Source organism: Pseudomonas sp. GW821-FHT09A09, from assembly GCF_059418405.1.
Genome location: NZ_JBWKPU010000036.1, coordinates 27,620 through 42,930, shown reverse-complemented (window position 1 = coordinate 42,930; position 15,311 = coordinate 27,620). Strand labels below are relative to the sequence as shown.

The window sequence follows — 15,311 nt, the reverse complement described above, 5'->3', positions numbered from 1 at the left end:
CGGACCATGCAAACTCGTGACGATATTTTCAACACCCTGCGCGATGCCTTGGTGGAACTGTTTGAACTGCCTCCGGAACGCGTCACCCTTGACGCCAACCTGTACCAGGACCTGGAAATCGACAGCATTGATGCCGTGGACTTGATCGACCATATCAAGCGCCAGACCGGCAAGAAGATCGCCGCCGAAGAATTCAAGGCCGTGCGCACCGTGAACGATGTGGTTGAGGCGGTGTACCGTCTGGTCCAGCCTGCCGCATGAGCCGGCTGATCGGCCTGGGCCTGCTGCTGGCGGGCCTGCTGTACCCTTTTGCGGTGTATTACGGCACCGAACACTTCGCGCCGTGGCAATTCGGCCTGCTGCTGGGCAGCCTGTGGCTGTTGCGCGCGATCACCGGCGCACGCCGCCCCGGCGGCCGCTGGATGGCCGTGGCGATCATCGTGTTCTGCCTGCTGCTGGCCTGGTTCGACAACCCGCACCTGCTGCGCTGGTACCCGAGCCTGGTCAGCGCGTTCATGTTGTCGCTGTTCGGCTTGAGCCTCAAATACGGCCCGCCGATGGTGGAACGCCTGGCGCGCATGACCGACCCGGTGCTGCCGCCCCACGCCATCGTGTACACCCGCCAGGTAACGGTGGTGTGGAGCGTGTTCTTTCTGTGTAATGGCCTGCTCGCCGCCGCCCTCACCCTGTGGGCGCCGCTGAGCTGGTGGACGTTGTACAACGGCCTGATCGCCTACGGGTTGATGGGGCTGTTGTTTGCCGTGGAATGGCTGATACGACAAAGGGTTCGAGGCCGCGTATGAATGGATTGAAACTTGAGCACTTGCTGCTTGAGCCGCTGGAACAGCGTCCGGTCACCACCGAACCTGACATGAATCATGCCCAGCTGTGGGCGCACGCCCTGAGCCTGGCCGCAGGCCTGCAAGCGCGCGGTATCCAACGCCTGGCCGTGTACCTGGAAGACGCCGGCCACTTGGCGATTGCCCTGCTCGGCGCCTGGCGCGCCGGGGTCAGCGTGCTGCTGCCTGCCGACCTGCAACCGCAAACCCGCCAACGCTGGGATGAGGCCGTCGACAGCTGGCTGACCGAAGCCGCCGACCTGGACGCGCTGTACCAAGCCCCCTTAAGCGCCGCCGCCCTCGACCTGGACGCTTGCCAACTGAGCCTGTGCACCTCCGGCTCCAGCGGCGAGCCCAAGCGCATCGACAAGACCCTGCGCCAACTGGCCAATGAAGTCGAAGCGCTGGAAGCCCTGTGGGGCCCGGACCTCAAGCGCGCCTGCATCATCGGCAGCGTCGCCACGCAGCACATCTACGGTTTGCTGTTCCGCGTGTTGTGGCCGCTGTGCGCCGGCCGCACCTTTGTGCGCAAGCAACTGGCCTTCCCCGAAGACTTGCAGCGTGCCAGCCGCGAACACACGCAGTTCGCCTGGGTTGCCAGTCCCGCCCTGCTCAAGCGCATGGGCGACAACCTCGACTGGCCGGCGCTGAGCCAGGTATCCCGGGTGTTTTCGTCGGGCGGCGCCTTGCCCGTGGAAGCGGCGGGCGAGCTTTACGACCGCTTGCAGCAATGGCCGACGGAAATCCTCGGCAGCTCCGAGACCGGCGGCATCGCCTGGCGCCAGGGCGCACAACCCTGGCAGCCGTTTGCCGACGTGGTGCTGAGCCAGGATGCCGACGGCGCCCTGCGCATCGCTTCGCCTTACCTGCCTGCCGGCCATATCGAACAGACCGCCGACGCGGCGCGCATTCATGCCGATGGCCGTTTCGAGCTGCTCGGGCGCCTGGACCGCATCGTCAAGCTGGAAGAAAAACGCATCTCCCTGCCCATGCTGGAGCAGGCGTTGATGGCCCACCCGTGGGTCGCCGACACCCGCTTGGGTGTGGTCCAGGAAAACCGCGCATCCCTCGGCGCACTGGTGGTGCTCAGCGCCGATGGCCTGCACGCCTTGCGCAATCAGGGCCGTCGCGCCCTGACTCAAACCCTGCGCCAGCACTTGAGCCAGCATTGCGAGGCGCTGGCCTTGCCCCGTCGCTGGCGTCTGCTGCGCCAGTTACCCCTGAACAGCCAAGGCAAATTGCCCCAGGCGCAGGTCGAGGCGCTGTTGCTGGCGCCACGCCCGAAAGCCCCGGAAGTGCTGGAACAGGTGGAAACCGATGGCGAATGGACCTTGCAACTGAGCGTTCCGCCGGACCTGGCCTATTTCAGCGGGCACTTCCCGGTCACCCCGGTGTTGCCGGGCGTGGTGCAGGTGGAATGGGCGTTCAATCTGGGCCAGCAATTGCTCGGTCTGCCGCCGACCTTTGCCGGGATGGAAGTGCTCAAGTTCCAGCAACTGGTGCGCCCGGGCGATGTGATCGAACTGCACCTGCGCTTCGACCCGGAACGCGGCAAGTTGTACTTCGCCTATCGCAATGGCGTCGCGGCCTGCTCCAGCGGGCGCATTCAACTGGAGGCTACGCATGTGTAGATCTGGTGAGCGCTTCGCGCTCAATCGCGGGCAAGCCCGCTCCCACATTGGGTCTGCGCCAGCCACAGATCTCCTACACACAGCCGATCAAATGTGGGAGCTGGCTTGTCGGATCGCCGCACCGCTGCGATGCTGGCGACCCGATCCATCAAGAGCCGGCGATCATGCATAACCCCTGTGCCCTGATCCCGGTCTACAACCACGAAGCCGCCGTGCCGGCCGTGGTCCACAGCCTGTTGGACAGCGGCCTGCCATGCCTGCTGGTAGACGACGGCAGCAGCCCGGCCTGCGCGGCGGTCTTGGCACAACTTGCAAGCCTGGATAACGTTACCCTGCTGACCCTGCCCAGCAACCAGGGCAAAGGCGGCGCCGTCATGGCCGGGTTCCGCGAAGCCGCGCGCCTGGGCTACAGCCACGCCTTGCAAGTGGACGCCGACGGCCAGCACGATCTGCGCGAAGTCGAGACTTTCCTCGACACCTCGCGCCGTCACCCCGACGCCATTATCTGCGGCTACCCCGAATACGACGACAGCGTGCTCAAGGGCCGCCTGTATGCGCGCTACCTGACCCACGTGTGGGTGTGGATCAACACCCTGTCGCTGCAGATCCGCGATTCGATGTGCGGCTTTCGCGTGTACCCGCTGGCACCGGTGCTGGCGTTGATGGACTCGGCCTACATCGGCACACGTATGGATTTCGATTCGGACATCCTGGTGCGCCTGGCCTGGCGCAACCAACCTATGCGCTGGCTGCCAACCCGGGTGCATTACCCCGCCGACGGTTTGTCGCACTTTCGCTTGTTCCGCGACAACGTGCGCATCTCGGCCATGCACACCCGGCTGTTCTTCGGCATGCTGGTGCGTGCGCCGATGATCCTGTGGCGACGGTGGCAAGCATGAGCGACAGCACCAAGCACTGGGCCGACCGCGAGGAGCGCGGCAGTTTCCTGTTGATGAAACTCACCGCCTTCGCCGCCAAAGTGCTCGGCCGGCGCCTGCTGAGCCCGGTGCTCTACGGCATCGTGCTGTACTTCTTCGTGTTCGGTCGCACCGCACGCCAGAGCGCCTGGCAATACCAGCAGCGCCTGGCCGACTGGAGCGGGCAAGACGCACTGCGCCCCACCCACTCAAGAGTCTTTGGCCAGTTCATGGCCTTCGCCGATTCCTTGCTCGACAAGCTCGACGTGTGGAACGGCAAGCTGCGCATCGAACAGATCGAAATCAACGACCCGGCGCAATTGCGCAACCAACTGCGCGGTGAGCGCGGGCAGATGCTGGTGGGCGCACACCTGGGCAACCTCGAAGTGTGTCGCGCCCTCGCCGAGCTTGGCGAGCAGGTCACCATGAACGTGCTGGTGCACACCAAGCACGCCGAACAATTCAACCGTTTGCTGGGCGAAGCCGGGGCCACGCATTTGCGCCTGATCCAGGTCAGCGAGCTGGACCCGGCCACCATGCTGCTGCTCAGCCAGCGCCTGGACGAAGGCGAATGGCTGGCCATTGCGGGCGATCGAGTGCCCCTGCATGGCGGGCGCACGGTCCGCGTGGATTTCCTCGGTCACAGCGCCGCCTTCCCACAAGGCCCGTGGTTGCTGGCCGGGTTGCTCAAATGCCCGGTGAACCTGCTGATGTGCCTCAAGCACAACAACCGCTATCGCCTGACCATCGAGCCGTTCGCCGAATTGATCGAATGGAAGCGCACCACACGCGAGCAGGTCATCGCCCAGTGGACCGAGCGCTACGCCGCCCGCCTGGGCCAGTTTTGCCTGGAAGCGCCCCAACAATGGTTCAACTTTTACCCTTTCTGGAAGACCGATGACGACGCATCTTGAGCCGGTAACCTTTGGCGAACGCCCCCTGCGCATTGAGGACGTGCTGGCCCTGGCCAACCGTCAGGCGCCTACCCGATTGCAGGGCGACGCGGCGTATCGCCAGCGCATCGCCAAGGGTGCGCAGTTCCTCGACTCGCTGCTGGACAAGGAAGGCGTGATCTACGGCGTGACCACCGGCTACGGCGACTCCTGCGTGGTGGCCGTGCCGTTGCAGCACGTCGAAGCACTGCCGCGTCACCTGTACACCTTCCACGGTTGCGGCCTGGGCAAGTTACTGGACGCCCAAGCCACCCGTGCGGTGCTGGCGGCGCGGTTGCAGTCACTGTGCCATGGCGTGTCCGGGGTGCGCGTGGAGTTGCTGGAGCGCCTGCATGCGTTCCTCGAATACGACGTGTTGCCGCTGATCCCGGAAGAAGGCTCGGTGGGCGCCAGCGGTGACCTGACGCCGCTGTCCTACGTGGCCGCGACCTTGTCCGGCGAGCGCGAAGTGATGTTCCGTGGCGAACGCCGTCAGGCGGCCGACGTGCACCGCGAACTGGGTTGGGACCCGCTGGTGTTGCGCCCCAAGGAAGCCCTGGCCCTGATGAATGGCACCGCCGTGATGACCGGCCTCGCGTGCCTGGCCTTCGCCCGCGCCGACTACCTGCTGCAATTGGCCACGCGCATCACCGCGCTGAACGTGGTGGCGCTGCAAGGCAACCCGGAACACTTCGACGAACGCCTGTTCGCCGCCAAGCCGCACCCTGGGCAGATGCAAGTGGCTGCCTGGCTGCGCAAGGACCTGGCCATCGACGCGCCGACCGCGCCGCTGCATCGCCTGCAAGACCGCTACTCGCTGCGCTGCGCACCCCACGTGTTGGGCGTGCTGGCCGACAGTCTGGGCTGGCTGCGTTCGTTCATCGAAACCGAACTGAACAGCGCCAACGACAACCCGATCATTGATGCCGAAGAAGAGCGCGTGCTGCACGGCGGTCACTTCTACGGTGGCCACATCGCCTTCGCCATGGACAGCCTCAAGACCCTGGTGGCCAACGTGGCCGACCTGCTCGACCGCCAGCTCGCGCTGCTGGTGGACGTGCGTTATAACCACGGCCTGCCGAGCAACCTGTCCGGCGCGCCGGCCGACCGCGCGATGATCAACCACGGCTTCAAAGCCGTGCAGATCGGCACCAGCGCCTGGACCGCCGAAGCCCTGAAAAACACCATGCCGGCCAGCGTGTTCTCGCGCTCCACCGAATGCCATAACCAGGACAAAGTGAGCATGGGCACCATCGCCGCCCGCGATGCGATCCGTGTGCTGGAGCTGACCGAACAGGTTGCCGCCGCTACCTTGCTCGCCGCCAACCAAGGGGTGTGGCTGCGCGCCCAGGCCGAAGACGCCCGCCCATTGCCACCGGCCCTGGCCGCCATGCATGAAGAACTCGCCAAAGACTTCCCGCCGGTGATCGAAGACCGCGCCCTGGAAGGCGAACTGCGCCTGTGCCTGCAACGCATCGCCGAGCAACATTGGAGGCTGCATGCGTAGCCAGGGCGTGCTGCACTGCGACACTGAAATCCTCGTGCCGTTTTTTGACGTCGATACCATGAACGTGGTCTGGCACGGGCACTACGTAAAGTACCTGGAAGTGGCGCGCTGCGCGTTGCTGGACAAGATCGGCCATAACTACACGGCGATGCTGGAATCCGGCTACGCGTGGCCGGTGATCGACATGCAGCTGCGCTACGTGCGCGGCGCCGTGTTCGGCCAGACGATCAACGTACGCGCCAGCCTGGTGGAATGGGAGAACCGCTTGAAGGTCAATTACCTGATCACCGACCTGGCCAGCGGCGAGCGTTTGACCCGTGCAACCACGGTGCAGGTGGCGGTGGAAATCGCCAACCGTGAAATGCAGCTGGCCTCCCCCAAGATATTTACAGACGCCGTCGAGAGAGCCCTGAAATGAGATCCCCTGTGGGAGCGGGCTTGCCCGCGAAGGTCGTTAACGATAACGCAATCCGCCTGATACTCCGCGGCGTCCTCAGGTTTTTCGCGGGCAAGCCCGCTCCCACATTATTGATCGGGTTGCTTTTGAGTTTCAGTGCTCACGCTTTCGATCTACAACAACTGAGCGATCAACTCGCCAAACCCTCCGTAATCCACGGCACCTTCACCCAGGAAAAACACCTGCGTGCCCTGCCCCAACCCCTGGTCAGCAAAGGCACCTTTGTCCTCGCCAAGGACCACGGCCTGCTCTGGCTGCTCAAGACCCCGCTGCAACAGGATTACCGCATCAGCGCCCAAGGCATTGCCCGCCGTGACGCCAATGGCTGGCAATTGCTGCCAAACAAGAGCGCCGGCGCCGAGCAAAACCGCCTGTTCCTCGCCGTCCTCCAAGGTGACAGCAGTGGCTTGCAGCGCGACTTCGAATTGCAGCTGCAAGGCGAAGCCAACGGGTGGAAACTCACGCTGATCCCGCGCTCACTGCTGTTAAAACAGGTCTTCACCCAGATCAATATCGACGGTGGCGAGCTGGTGCAGAAGATCGAGCTGCTGGAAACCCAAGGCGACAGCACCGTGCTGCGCATGCAGGACAGCCGTGCCGACCAACCTCTGAGCGATGCGGAGCAACACGACTTTGCCCAGTGAGCGCCTGCTACCGCGCCTGTTCCTGATCCTGCTGGTGGCTGTGCTGGCCCTGGCCGGCTGGCAGTGGCGCCATGGCGCGCCGTTGTCGGCCAACTTGATGGAATTGGTGCCGGGCAAAACGCCGGACGCCTTGGAACAGCAAGCCGAACAGCGCATGCAGGAGCCCCTGAACCGCGAAATGCTGGTGCTGGTCGGGCACGCCGACCGCCAACAAGCCGTGGCCGTGGCGCAGCAGCTGGGCGAGCGCTGGCAGGCCAGCGGGCTGTTTGAAAAGGTGCAGTGGAACCTGCAAGCCGACCTGCCGGCGCTGCGTAAGCAATTGCTGCGCGGGCGCCTGGCGATGCTCTCGGCCAAGGACCGCGAACAGCTGATCGAACACCCCGACGCGTTTATCCAGCAGCGCGTGCAAGCGCTGTTCGACCCCTTCACCGGGTTCAGCCTGGTGCCGAGCCAGGACGACTGGCTGGGCCTGACCGGGCGCATCCAGAACAGCCAGCCGCAGCACGGCTCGGTGCAGTTGGACATCGGCAGTGGCGCCCTGATTGCCGATGCCGACGGCAAAAGCTGGGTGCTGTTGCGCGCGCGCACCACCGGCAATGCCTTCGATATGAAGCTGCCGTTGCAAGTGGCGGACTTGCTCAAGGCCAGCCGTGAACAAGCCAGCGGGCAAGGTGCGCAACTGCTCGCTGCCAGCGGCTTGCTGTATGCCGCGAATGGCCAACAGCAGGCCACGCGGGAAATCACCTGGGTCGGCGGCGGCGCCACCCTGGGCATTCTGTTGTTACTGCTGCTGGCGTTCCGCCGCTGGCGCGTGCTGTTGGCATTTGTGCCGGTGCTGGTGGGCATGCTGTTTGGCGCGGTGGCCTGTGTGGCGCTGTTTGGCCACATGCATGTGATGACGTTGGTGCTGGGCTCGAGCCTGATTGGCGTGGCGGTGGATTACCCGCTGCACTACCTGTCCAAGAGCTGGAGTATGCAACCCTGGCGCAGTTGGCCGGCGCTGCGCATCACGCTGCCGGGGCTGAGCCTGAGCCTGGCGACCAGTTGCATCGGCTACCTGGCACTGGCCTGGACGCCGTTCCCGGCGCTGACCCAGATCGCGGTGTTCTCCGCTGCCGGCCTGGTGGGCGCGTACTTGTCGGCGGTGTGCCTGTTGCCCGCCCTGCTCAAGGGCGTCGAGCTGCGCCCGGCGCAATGGCCGCTGCGCATCGCCGAATGCCTGTGGCTGATGCGCGCCTCGTTGCTCAAGCGCGTGCCAAGCCCGGTGTTGCTGGTGCTGGTGGTGCTGTTTTGCGCCGGTGGCCTGTGGCACTTGAACAGCAAGAACGATATTCGCCAGTGGATCGGTGCCCCGCCGCAGTTACTGCAGGAAGCACAGGCGGTGGCGCGCATCACCGGGTTCCAACCCACCAGCCAGTTTTTCCTGGTGCGGGCCGACAACCAGCAGCAGTTGCTGGAACGCCAGGCCGCGCTGGGCCAGCGCCTGGATCAGTTGGTGAACATGGACAAGCTCCAGGGTTACCTGGCGCTGAACCAACTGGTCAGCCTGCCCGCCGAGCAACAACACCTGCGGGATGCGCTGAACGCGTTGCCACAACACTGGCAGCCACTGCTCGACCTCGGCGTTCCCGCTGCGGCCTTGCAAGCCGAAGTCGCGCAACTGCAAGCACTGCCCACCCAAGACATCGACGCCGCGCTGGTCGGCCCGCTCGCCGAACCCTGGCGCACGCTGTGGCTGGGGCCGGTGGATGGCGGTGTGGCCGCCATGGTCAGTCTGCAAGGCTTGAACAACCCGGCGCTGCTGCGGGTGCAGGCGGTGGACCTGCCCGGGGTGCAACTGGTGGATCGCCTCGGTGATTTGAACCGGGTATTCGCCGACACGCAGATCAGCGCCGCCGAATTGAAGTTGATGTCGTGCGTGCTGATCGTGTTGCTGCTGATCCTGCCCTTCGGGTTCGGCGGCGCCTTGCGCATCGTCGCGCTGCCGTTGCTGGCCGCGCTGTGCAGCCTGGCCAGCCTCGGCTGGCTGGGCCAACCGCTGACCCTGTTCAGCCTGTTTGGCCTGCTGCTGGTCACGGCCATCAGCGTGGATTACGCGATCTTGATGCGCGAGCAGATCGGCGGCGCAGCAGTCAGCCTGCTGGGAACGCTGCTGGCCGCGCTGACCACCTGGCTGTCGTTCGGCCTGCTGGCGGTCTCAAGTACGCCAGCGGTGAGCAATTTCGGCCTGTCGGTCAGCCTGGGCCTGGCTTTCAGCTTTATGCTGGCGCCCTGGGCCGGCCATCAGAAGCACGCCTCATGAACCCGATTATCGCCAACGCGGCAAGGAGCCCTCGTGCCCACAGTTGAAATGGAACGTCGCCAGGTCGTGGTGATCGGTGCCGGGCCGTCCGGCGCCATCGCGGCAGCCCTGCTCAAGCGCAAAGGACATGACGTGCTGGTCATCGAGCGCCAGCATTTTCCACGTTTTTCCATCGGCGAAAGCCTGTTGTCCCACTGCATCGACTTCATCGAAGAAGCCGGCATGCTCGACGCTGTGCAGGCCGCGGGGTTCCAGCTGAAAACCGGCGCCGCGTTCGCCTGGGGCGAGCGCTACAGTGCGTTTGATTTCAGCGATACCTTCAGCAACGGCAAACCCACTACCTTCCAGGTGCAGCGCGGTGACTTCGACAAGCTGCTGGCTGACCAGGCCGCGCTGCAAGGGGTGGAGATCCGCTACGGCGAAAGCATCGTCGGCGTGGACTTCAAAGGCGATTGCCGCTACCTGCACGTGCGCCGCGAGAACGGCAGCGAGTACCACCTCAAGGCCAAGTTCGTGTTGGATGCCAGCGGTTACGGCCGCGTGCTGCCGCGCCTGCTGGACCTCGATGTGCCGTCTGATTTCCCGGTGCGCCAGGCGGTGTTCACCCACGTCGAAGACCGCATCGAACACCCGGGTTTTGACCGCACCAAGATCCTCGTCACCACGCACCCGACCCAGCGCGATATCTGGTTCTGGACCATACCGTTCAGCAACGGCCGTTGCTCGGTGGGGGTAGTCGCGGCCAAGGAGCATTTCGACGGCCGCGACGGTGACCTCGATGCCTGCCTGCGCGGTTTCATCGATGAAACCCCAAGCCTGTCCGGTGTGCTGAAAGAAGCCGTGTGGGACACCCCGGCGCGCACCATCGGCGGTTATGCGGCCAACGTCAAAAGCCTGCACGGCCCCGGCTTCGCGCTGTTGGGCAATGCGGCGGAATTCCTCGACCCGGTATTCTCTTCCGGCGTGACCATCGCCATGCGTTCGGCGAGCATGGCCGCTGGGCTGCTGCATCGCCAACTGAACGGCGAAGCGGTGGACTGGCAAACCGAGTTTGCCGAGCCGTTGAAGCGCGGTGTCGACACCTTCCGTTGCTACGTCGAAGGCTGGTATGCCGGTACCTTCCAGGATGTGATTTTCCACCCGGGCAGCTCGCCGGAGATTCGCCGGATGATCAGCTCGATCCTCGCCGGCTACGCGTGGGACGAGCGCAACCCGTTTGTCAGTGAACCCAAGCGACGGCTACGGATGTTGTCGCAGATTTGTGCAGGGGATGCCGCGTGAGCACTCAATACCTCAGTAAAAACTACGTCGAAGAAACCAAATTTGGATTCTGGTTCCTGCGCAGCCACACCTGGCAACACCATGTGCTGCGCGTGGCGATCAACGACTTGCGCAGCCTGTTCAGCGAGCCGCTGCCGGTGGCGCCAGTGCTGCTGGATGCCGGCTGCGGCCAGGGCAAATCCTTCAAGCTGTTGCAACAGGTGTTCGCCCCTGGCCGCTTGATCGGCCTGGACGCCGACCTTCACAGCCTGGCGTTGAGCAAGGCCGAAGCCGTACGCCAGGGCCTGGATGTGCAACTGATCGGCAGCGACTGCGCCACCCTCGATGTGCCGGACGCAAGCGTCGACATCCTGTTCTGCCACCAGACTTTCCACCACCTCGTGGAGCAGCATCGCGCGCTGAAGGAGTTCTACCGCGTGCTCAAGCCGGGCGGCTACCTGTTGTTTGCCGAATCCACCGAGGCGTACATCGACACCTGGGTGATTCGCTGGCTGTTCCGCCACCCCATGCACGTGCAGAAAAGCGCCGAGGAGTATCTGGAGATGCTGCGCGAACAAGGCTTTGAATTTGGCCCGCAGAACGTCTCCTACCCGTACCTGTGGTGGAGCCGCTCCAGCGATTTCGGCCTGCTGGAACGCTGGGGCCTGCGCAACCCGCCGCCGGTGGGCCAGCGTGAGGAAACCCTGGTGAACTGCGTGGCACGCAAACCCTTGGCGAGCCCTGAATGATGATTCGTCTGTTGTTGATCGGCTGCCTGTTGCTGCTGAGCGCCTGCGCCAGCCAGCCACCGCTGCCCGAAAAAGTCCCGGCGCTGACGCTGCCCATGCAGCTGCATGTTCAGCGCCAGGCAGACGGTCAAACCCAGGACTGGCTGCTGGTGATCCAGCGCGAAGGCGGTGCGATACGCTGGTCGATGATGGACCCGCTGGGTATTCCCCAGGCCCGGCAGAAGCTGGTCGACGGTCAGTGGCAAGCCGACGGCTTGCTGCCGCCCAACCCCCAGGCACGGGACTTGTTCGCCGCACTGTTATTCGCCCTGACGTCGGCGGACGATGTGCGAAAGCTGTACCCCACCGCGCAGGCCATGGACCTTACCCGCACGCTGCCCGGCCACTGGCAGATCGTGTACCAGTCGTCTGAGGTCTTCAGTGTGAACATGAGCGGGCAACCGTTGAGCTACCGCATCAGCCCGCTGGGGGCCGCACGATGACCGCCTACCTCAACGCCCTCGGCGTAATCTGCGCCCTCGGCCGTGGCCAGGACGAAGTCAGTCGCAGCCTGTTTGCCGGTGACTGCTCGGGCATGCGCGCCGAAAGCGGCTGGGTACCGGACCGTGTGCTGCCGGTGGCCGGCGTGCCGGGTGAACTGGCGACCATCCCAACGGAGCTGAACCAGCAAAGCAGCCGGAATAACCAGCTGTTGCTGGAAGCGGCGCTGCAGATTGAGGCACAGATTCGTCAGGCCATTGAAACGTATGGCGCCTCTCGGGTCGGCATTGTGCTCGGTACCAGCACGTCGGGTATCGATGAGGCGAGCCGTGGCATTGCGCATTACCTGCGCGACAACCAGTTCCCCGGTGATTACGACTACCAGCAACAGGAACTCAGCGCTCCGGCCAACTTCCTCGCCGACTGGTTGCAACTGAGCGGACCGGCCTATGTGATCTCCACCGCCTGCACCTCCAGCGCCCGCGCGTTGATGAGTGCCCAGCGCCTGCTGGACCTGGGCGTGTGCGATGCGGTGATCTGCGGCGGCGTCGACAGCCTGTGCAAGCTGACGCTTAACGGCTTTACCTCGCTGGAAGCGGTGTCGAGCGAGCGTTGCAACCCGTTCTCGGTGAACCGCAACGGCATCAACATCGGCGAAGCCGCGGTGCTGTTCCTGATGAGCCGCGAGACTGCGCCCATCGCGCTGCTGGGCAGCGGCGCCAGCTGCGACGCGCACCATATTTCCGCGCCGGAGCCCACCGGCAAGGGCGCGCTGCAAGCAATGCGCAAGGCGTTGGCCAGCGCCAAACTTGCGCCCGAGCAGATCGGTTACCTGAACCTGCACGGCACAGCCACCCAACACAACGACGCCATGGAAAGCCTGGCGGTTGCCCAACTGTTCCCCCAAGGCGTGGCCTGTTCGTCGACCAAGCCCATGAGCGGCCACACCCTGGGTGCCGCCGGTGCACTGGAGGCCGCGTTCTGCTGGTTGAGCCTGGCCCACGGTGTGGTGCCGCCCCATGTGTGGGACGGCCAGGCCGACCCGGCACTGCCGGCCCTGCACTGGGCGCAAGCCGGTGACACCTTGAAAAAACGCTGCCTGATGAGCAATTCGTTTGCCTTCGGCGGCAACAACGTCAGCCTGATAATCGCAGAGGCCCCATGATCGATTGGCCACTCGCTGAACTGCTGCCCCACGCGGGCGACATGATCCTGATCGACCAGGTGCTGTCGTTCGATGAAGAGCAGGTTCACACCCGCGTCACCGTCAAGCCTGGCGGCCTGTTCAACCGCGACGACGGCAGCCTGCCGGCGTGGGTCGGCATCGAGCTGATGGCGCAAAGCGTCGCGGCTTACGCCGGTTGCCGTGCGCGTCAGAAAGGCGAGGCCGTGGAACTGGGCTTCCTGCTGGGCACACGCAAGTACGAGTGCAACGTGGAACACTTCCCGGCCGGCGCCGAGCTGACCATCCACGGCCTGCGTTCCCTGGAAGACGACAATGGCATGGGTGTGTTCGAATGCCACCTGACCGGTGATGGCATTTTGGCTAGCGCCCGCTTGAACGTATTCCGACCGCCCCAGGCGGCCAACTATTTAGATGAATCGAAGGACGTAACGCCATGACTGAATCCGTACTGGTCACCGGCTCCAGCCGTGGCATTGGCCGCGCCATCGCCCTGCGCCTGGCCCAGGCCGGCCATGACATCGTGCTGCATTGCCGCAGTGGCCGCGCCCAAGCCGACGCGGTGCAAGTCGAAATCGAAGCCCTGGGCCGCAAGGCACGGGTGCTGCAGTTCGATGTGGCGGACCGTGCCGCGTGCAAGGCAATCCTCGAAGCCGATGTGGAGCAGCATGGCGCCTACTACGGCGTGGTGCTCAACGCCGGCCTGACCCGCGACGGCGCGTTCCCGGCCCTGTCGGAAGACGACTGGGACGTGGTGATGCGCACCAACCTCGACGGTTTCTACAACGTGCTGCACCCGGTGATGATGCCGATGATCCGACGTCGCGCGGCCGGGCGTATCGTGTGTATCACGTCGGTGTCCGGCTTGATCGGCAACCGTGGCCAGGTCAACTACAGCGCGTCCAAGGCCGGCTTGATCGGCGCCGCCAAGGCCCTGGCCATCGAGCTGGGCAAGCGCAAGATCACGGTCAACTGCGTGGCGCCCGGCCTGATCGACACCGCCATGCTCGATGAGAACGTGCCGGTGGAAGAGCTGATGAAGATGATCCCCGCGCAGCGCATGGGCACCCCGGAAGAGGTGGCCGGCGCGGTGAATTTCCTGATGTCGGCCGAGGCCGGCTACATCACGCGCCAGGTGCTGGCCGTGAACGGAGGCCTGTGCTGATGAAGCGCGTTGTAGTGACCGGCATGGCCGGTATGACCTCCCTGGGTGGCGACTGGGAGACCATCGCCGCCAACTTTCGTGCCAACCGCAGCGGCATTCGGCGCATGGACGAGTGGGACCGGTTTACCGAATTGAACACGCGCTTGGCCGGGCCGATCGACGACTTCGTCGTGCCCGCCCACTGGACGCGCAAGCAGCTGCGTAGCATGGGCCGTGTTTCGCGCCTGGCCGTGTGGGCCGCTGAGCAGGCGTTGCAGGACGCGGGTTTGCTCGGCGACGAGTCGATCAAGGACGGGCGCATGGGCGTGGCCTGTGGCTCGTCCACCGGCAGCACCGATGAGATCAAGGCGTTCGGCAATATGCTGCTGAACTCGGTGGCCGAGGGGCTGAATGCCAACTCCTACGTGCGCATGATGCCGCACACCACGGCAGCGAATATCAGCATCTTCTTTGGCCTCACCGGGCGGCTGATCCCCACCTCCAGCGCCTGCACCAGCGGCAGCCAAGGCATCGGGTATGCCTACGAGGCGATCAAGTTCGGGCGCTTGCCGTTGATGCTCGCCGGGGGCGCCGAAGAGCTGTGCCCGACCGAAGCCATGGTGTTCGACGCGCTGTACGCCACCAGCCTGAAAAACGATGCACCGCAAACCAGCCCGCGCCCCTACGACAGCGGCCGCGATGGCCTGGTGATCGGCGAAGGCGGCGGCATGCTGGTCCTCGAAGAGCTGGAGCATGCGTTGGCCCGTGGGGCGCATATCCATGCTGAACTGGTCGGTTTCGGCAGCAACGCCGACGGCCAGCACACCACTCGCCCCGAGCAGAAAACCATGCGCCGCGCGATGGAACTGGCGCTGGAAGACGCCGGGCTGGAGCCGTCTGCCATCGGCTACGTCAACGGTCACGGCACCGCTACCGACCAGGGCGACATCGCCGAGACCCTGGCCACCAGCAGCCTGTTCGGTAGCCGCATGCCCATCAGCTCGCAGAAGAGCTTTCTCGGCCACACCCTGGGCGCATGCGGAGCGTTGGAGTCGTGGTTCAGCATCGAGATGATGAACCGCAACCAGTACGTGCACACCTTCAACCTGGATTCGGTGGACCCGCAATGCGGCGAGCTGGATTACCTGCAGGGTGAATTTCGCGAGATGCACCACGACTACGTGATGAACAACAACTTTGCCTTTGGCGGCGTCAACACGTCGCTGATCTTTCGCCGCTGGTCCTGACTGTTAAATCGATTGGAGA

Annotated in this window: 16 protein-coding genes; all 16 read left to right on the top strand. The window is 64.6% G+C overall.

What is annotated here, in order from left to right:
• Positions 1-6: 6 nt before the first annotated feature.
• Positions 7-261 (top strand): acyl carrier protein, encoded by a 255-nt coding sequence (locus AC07OV_RS25065; RefSeq protein WP_003187949.1) that lies wholly within the window; start codon positions 7-9, stop codon positions 259-261.
• Positions 258-803: a COG4648 family protein gene (locus AC07OV_RS25060; protein WP_176997207.1), complete on the top strand. Its 546-nt coding sequence runs from the start codon at positions 258-260 to the stop codon at positions 801-803. The genes AC07OV_RS25065 and AC07OV_RS25060 overlap by 4 nt, the downstream gene beginning before the upstream one ends.
• On the top strand, positions 800-2,470 hold the full coding sequence (locus tag AC07OV_RS25055) for an ApeI family dehydratase (protein WP_495093184.1): 1,671 nt from the start codon (positions 800-802) through the stop codon (positions 2,468-2,470). Before AC07OV_RS25060 ends, AC07OV_RS25055 begins: the two co-directional genes overlap by 4 nt.
• A gap of 164 nt (positions 2,471-2,634) precedes the next feature.
• Complete coding sequence (locus tag AC07OV_RS25050) at positions 2,635-3,369, top strand: glycosyltransferase family 2 protein (RefSeq protein WP_495093183.1); 735 nt, start codon at positions 2,635-2,637, stop codon at positions 3,367-3,369.
• On the top strand, positions 3,366-4,301 hold the full coding sequence (locus AC07OV_RS25045; protein WP_495093182.1) for a lysophospholipid acyltransferase family protein: 936 nt from the start codon (positions 3,366-3,368) through the stop codon (positions 4,299-4,301). The genes AC07OV_RS25050 and AC07OV_RS25045 overlap by 4 nt, the downstream gene beginning before the upstream one ends.
• Positions 4,285-5,826, top strand: a complete 1,542-nt coding sequence (locus AC07OV_RS25040) for an HAL/PAL/TAL family ammonia-lyase (RefSeq protein ID WP_495093181.1) — start codon at positions 4,285-4,287, stop codon at positions 5,824-5,826. Before AC07OV_RS25045 ends, AC07OV_RS25040 begins: the two co-directional genes overlap by 17 nt.
• The gene (locus AC07OV_RS25035) at positions 5,819-6,244 is read left to right on the top strand and encodes an acyl-CoA thioesterase (protein ID WP_176997211.1); all 426 of its coding nucleotides are present in this window, start codon (positions 5,819-5,821) and stop codon (positions 6,242-6,244) included. Before AC07OV_RS25040 ends, AC07OV_RS25035 begins: the two co-directional genes overlap by 8 nt.
• Positions 6,241-6,927, top strand: coding sequence for an outer membrane lipoprotein carrier protein LolA (locus AC07OV_RS25030; RefSeq protein WP_494998580.1), 687 nt, complete (start codon positions 6,241-6,243; stop codon positions 6,925-6,927). Before AC07OV_RS25035 ends, AC07OV_RS25030 begins: the two co-directional genes overlap by 4 nt.
• Positions 6,917-9,229, top strand: coding sequence for an MMPL family transporter (locus tag AC07OV_RS25025; RefSeq protein WP_495093180.1), 2,313 nt, complete (start codon positions 6,917-6,919; stop codon positions 9,227-9,229). Before AC07OV_RS25030 ends, AC07OV_RS25025 begins: the two co-directional genes overlap by 11 nt.
• Positions 9,230-9,262: 33 nt before the next feature.
• Entirely contained in the window at positions 9,263-10,510 is a 1,248-nt protein-coding gene (locus tag AC07OV_RS25020) for an NAD(P)/FAD-dependent oxidoreductase (RefSeq protein WP_494998578.1), read from the top strand.
• A complete protein-coding gene (locus tag AC07OV_RS25015) occupies positions 10,507-11,238 on the top strand; it encodes a class I SAM-dependent methyltransferase (protein WP_494998577.1) in 732 nt (243 codons plus the stop codon). Before AC07OV_RS25020 ends, AC07OV_RS25015 begins: the two co-directional genes overlap by 4 nt.
• The gene (locus tag AC07OV_RS25010) at positions 11,238-11,720 is read left to right on the top strand and encodes a hypothetical protein (RefSeq protein WP_495093196.1); all 483 of its coding nucleotides are present in this window, start codon (positions 11,238-11,240) and stop codon (positions 11,718-11,720) included. The genes AC07OV_RS25015 and AC07OV_RS25010 overlap by 1 nt, the downstream gene beginning before the upstream one ends.
• Positions 11,717-12,883: a beta-ketoacyl-[acyl-carrier-protein] synthase family protein gene (locus AC07OV_RS25005; RefSeq protein WP_495093179.1), complete on the top strand. Its 1,167-nt coding sequence runs from the start codon at positions 11,717-11,719 to the stop codon at positions 12,881-12,883. Before AC07OV_RS25010 ends, AC07OV_RS25005 begins: the two co-directional genes overlap by 4 nt.
• On the top strand, positions 12,880-13,341 hold the full coding sequence (locus AC07OV_RS25000) for a hotdog family protein (RefSeq protein ID WP_176997217.1): 462 nt from the start codon (positions 12,880-12,882) through the stop codon (positions 13,339-13,341). The genes AC07OV_RS25005 and AC07OV_RS25000 overlap by 4 nt, the downstream gene beginning before the upstream one ends.
• Positions 13,338-14,066, top strand: coding sequence for a 3-oxoacyl-ACP reductase FabG (fabG, locus tag AC07OV_RS24995; protein ID WP_176997218.1), 729 nt, complete (start codon positions 13,338-13,340; stop codon positions 14,064-14,066). Before AC07OV_RS25000 ends, fabG begins: the two co-directional genes overlap by 4 nt.
• On the top strand, positions 14,066-15,292 hold the full coding sequence (locus AC07OV_RS24990) for a beta-ketoacyl-ACP synthase (protein ID WP_176997219.1): 1,227 nt from the start codon (positions 14,066-14,068) through the stop codon (positions 15,290-15,292). Before fabG ends, AC07OV_RS24990 begins: the two co-directional genes overlap by 1 nt.
• The last annotated feature ends 19 nt before the right edge of the window (positions 15,293-15,311 follow it).

Excerpts from the sequence above, each read along its gene's own strand:
- AC07OV_RS25005 (WP_495093179.1), top strand. The coding sequence starts at position 11,717 with ATGACCGCCTACCTCAACGCCCTCGGCGTAATCTGCGCCCTCGGCCGT.
- AC07OV_RS25030 (WP_494998580.1), top strand. The coding sequence starts at position 6,241 with ATGAGATCCCCTGTGGGAGCGGGCTTGCCCGCGAAGGTCGTTAACGAT.
- fabG (WP_176997218.1), top strand. The coding sequence starts at position 13,338 with ATGACTGAATCCGTACTGGTCACCGGCTCCAGCCGTGGCATTGGCCGC.
- AC07OV_RS24990 (WP_176997219.1), top strand. The coding sequence starts at position 14,066 with ATGAAGCGCGTTGTAGTGACCGGCATGGCCGGTATGACCTCCCTGGGT.
- AC07OV_RS25065 (WP_003187949.1), top strand. The coding sequence starts at position 7 with ATGCAAACTCGTGACGATATTTTCAACACCCTGCGCGATGCCTTGGTG.
- AC07OV_RS25060 (WP_176997207.1), top strand. The coding sequence starts at position 258 with ATGAGCCGGCTGATCGGCCTGGGCCTGCTGCTGGCGGGCCTGCTGTAC.
- AC07OV_RS25035 (WP_176997211.1), top strand. The coding sequence starts at position 5,819 with ATGCGTAGCCAGGGCGTGCTGCACTGCGACACTGAAATCCTCGTGCCG.
- AC07OV_RS25045 (WP_495093182.1), top strand. The coding sequence starts at position 3,366 with ATGAGCGACAGCACCAAGCACTGGGCCGACCGCGAGGAGCGCGGCAGT.
- AC07OV_RS25055 (WP_495093184.1), top strand. The coding sequence starts at position 800 with ATGAATGGATTGAAACTTGAGCACTTGCTGCTTGAGCCGCTGGAACAG.
- AC07OV_RS25050 (WP_495093183.1), top strand. The coding sequence starts at position 2,635 with ATGCATAACCCCTGTGCCCTGATCCCGGTCTACAACCACGAAGCCGCC.
- AC07OV_RS25040 (WP_495093181.1), top strand. The coding sequence starts at position 4,285 with ATGACGACGCATCTTGAGCCGGTAACCTTTGGCGAACGCCCCCTGCGC.
- AC07OV_RS25000 (WP_176997217.1), top strand. The coding sequence starts at position 12,880 with ATGATCGATTGGCCACTCGCTGAACTGCTGCCCCACGCGGGCGACATG.
- AC07OV_RS25010 (WP_495093196.1), top strand. The coding sequence starts at position 11,238 with ATGATTCGTCTGTTGTTGATCGGCTGCCTGTTGCTGCTGAGCGCCTGC.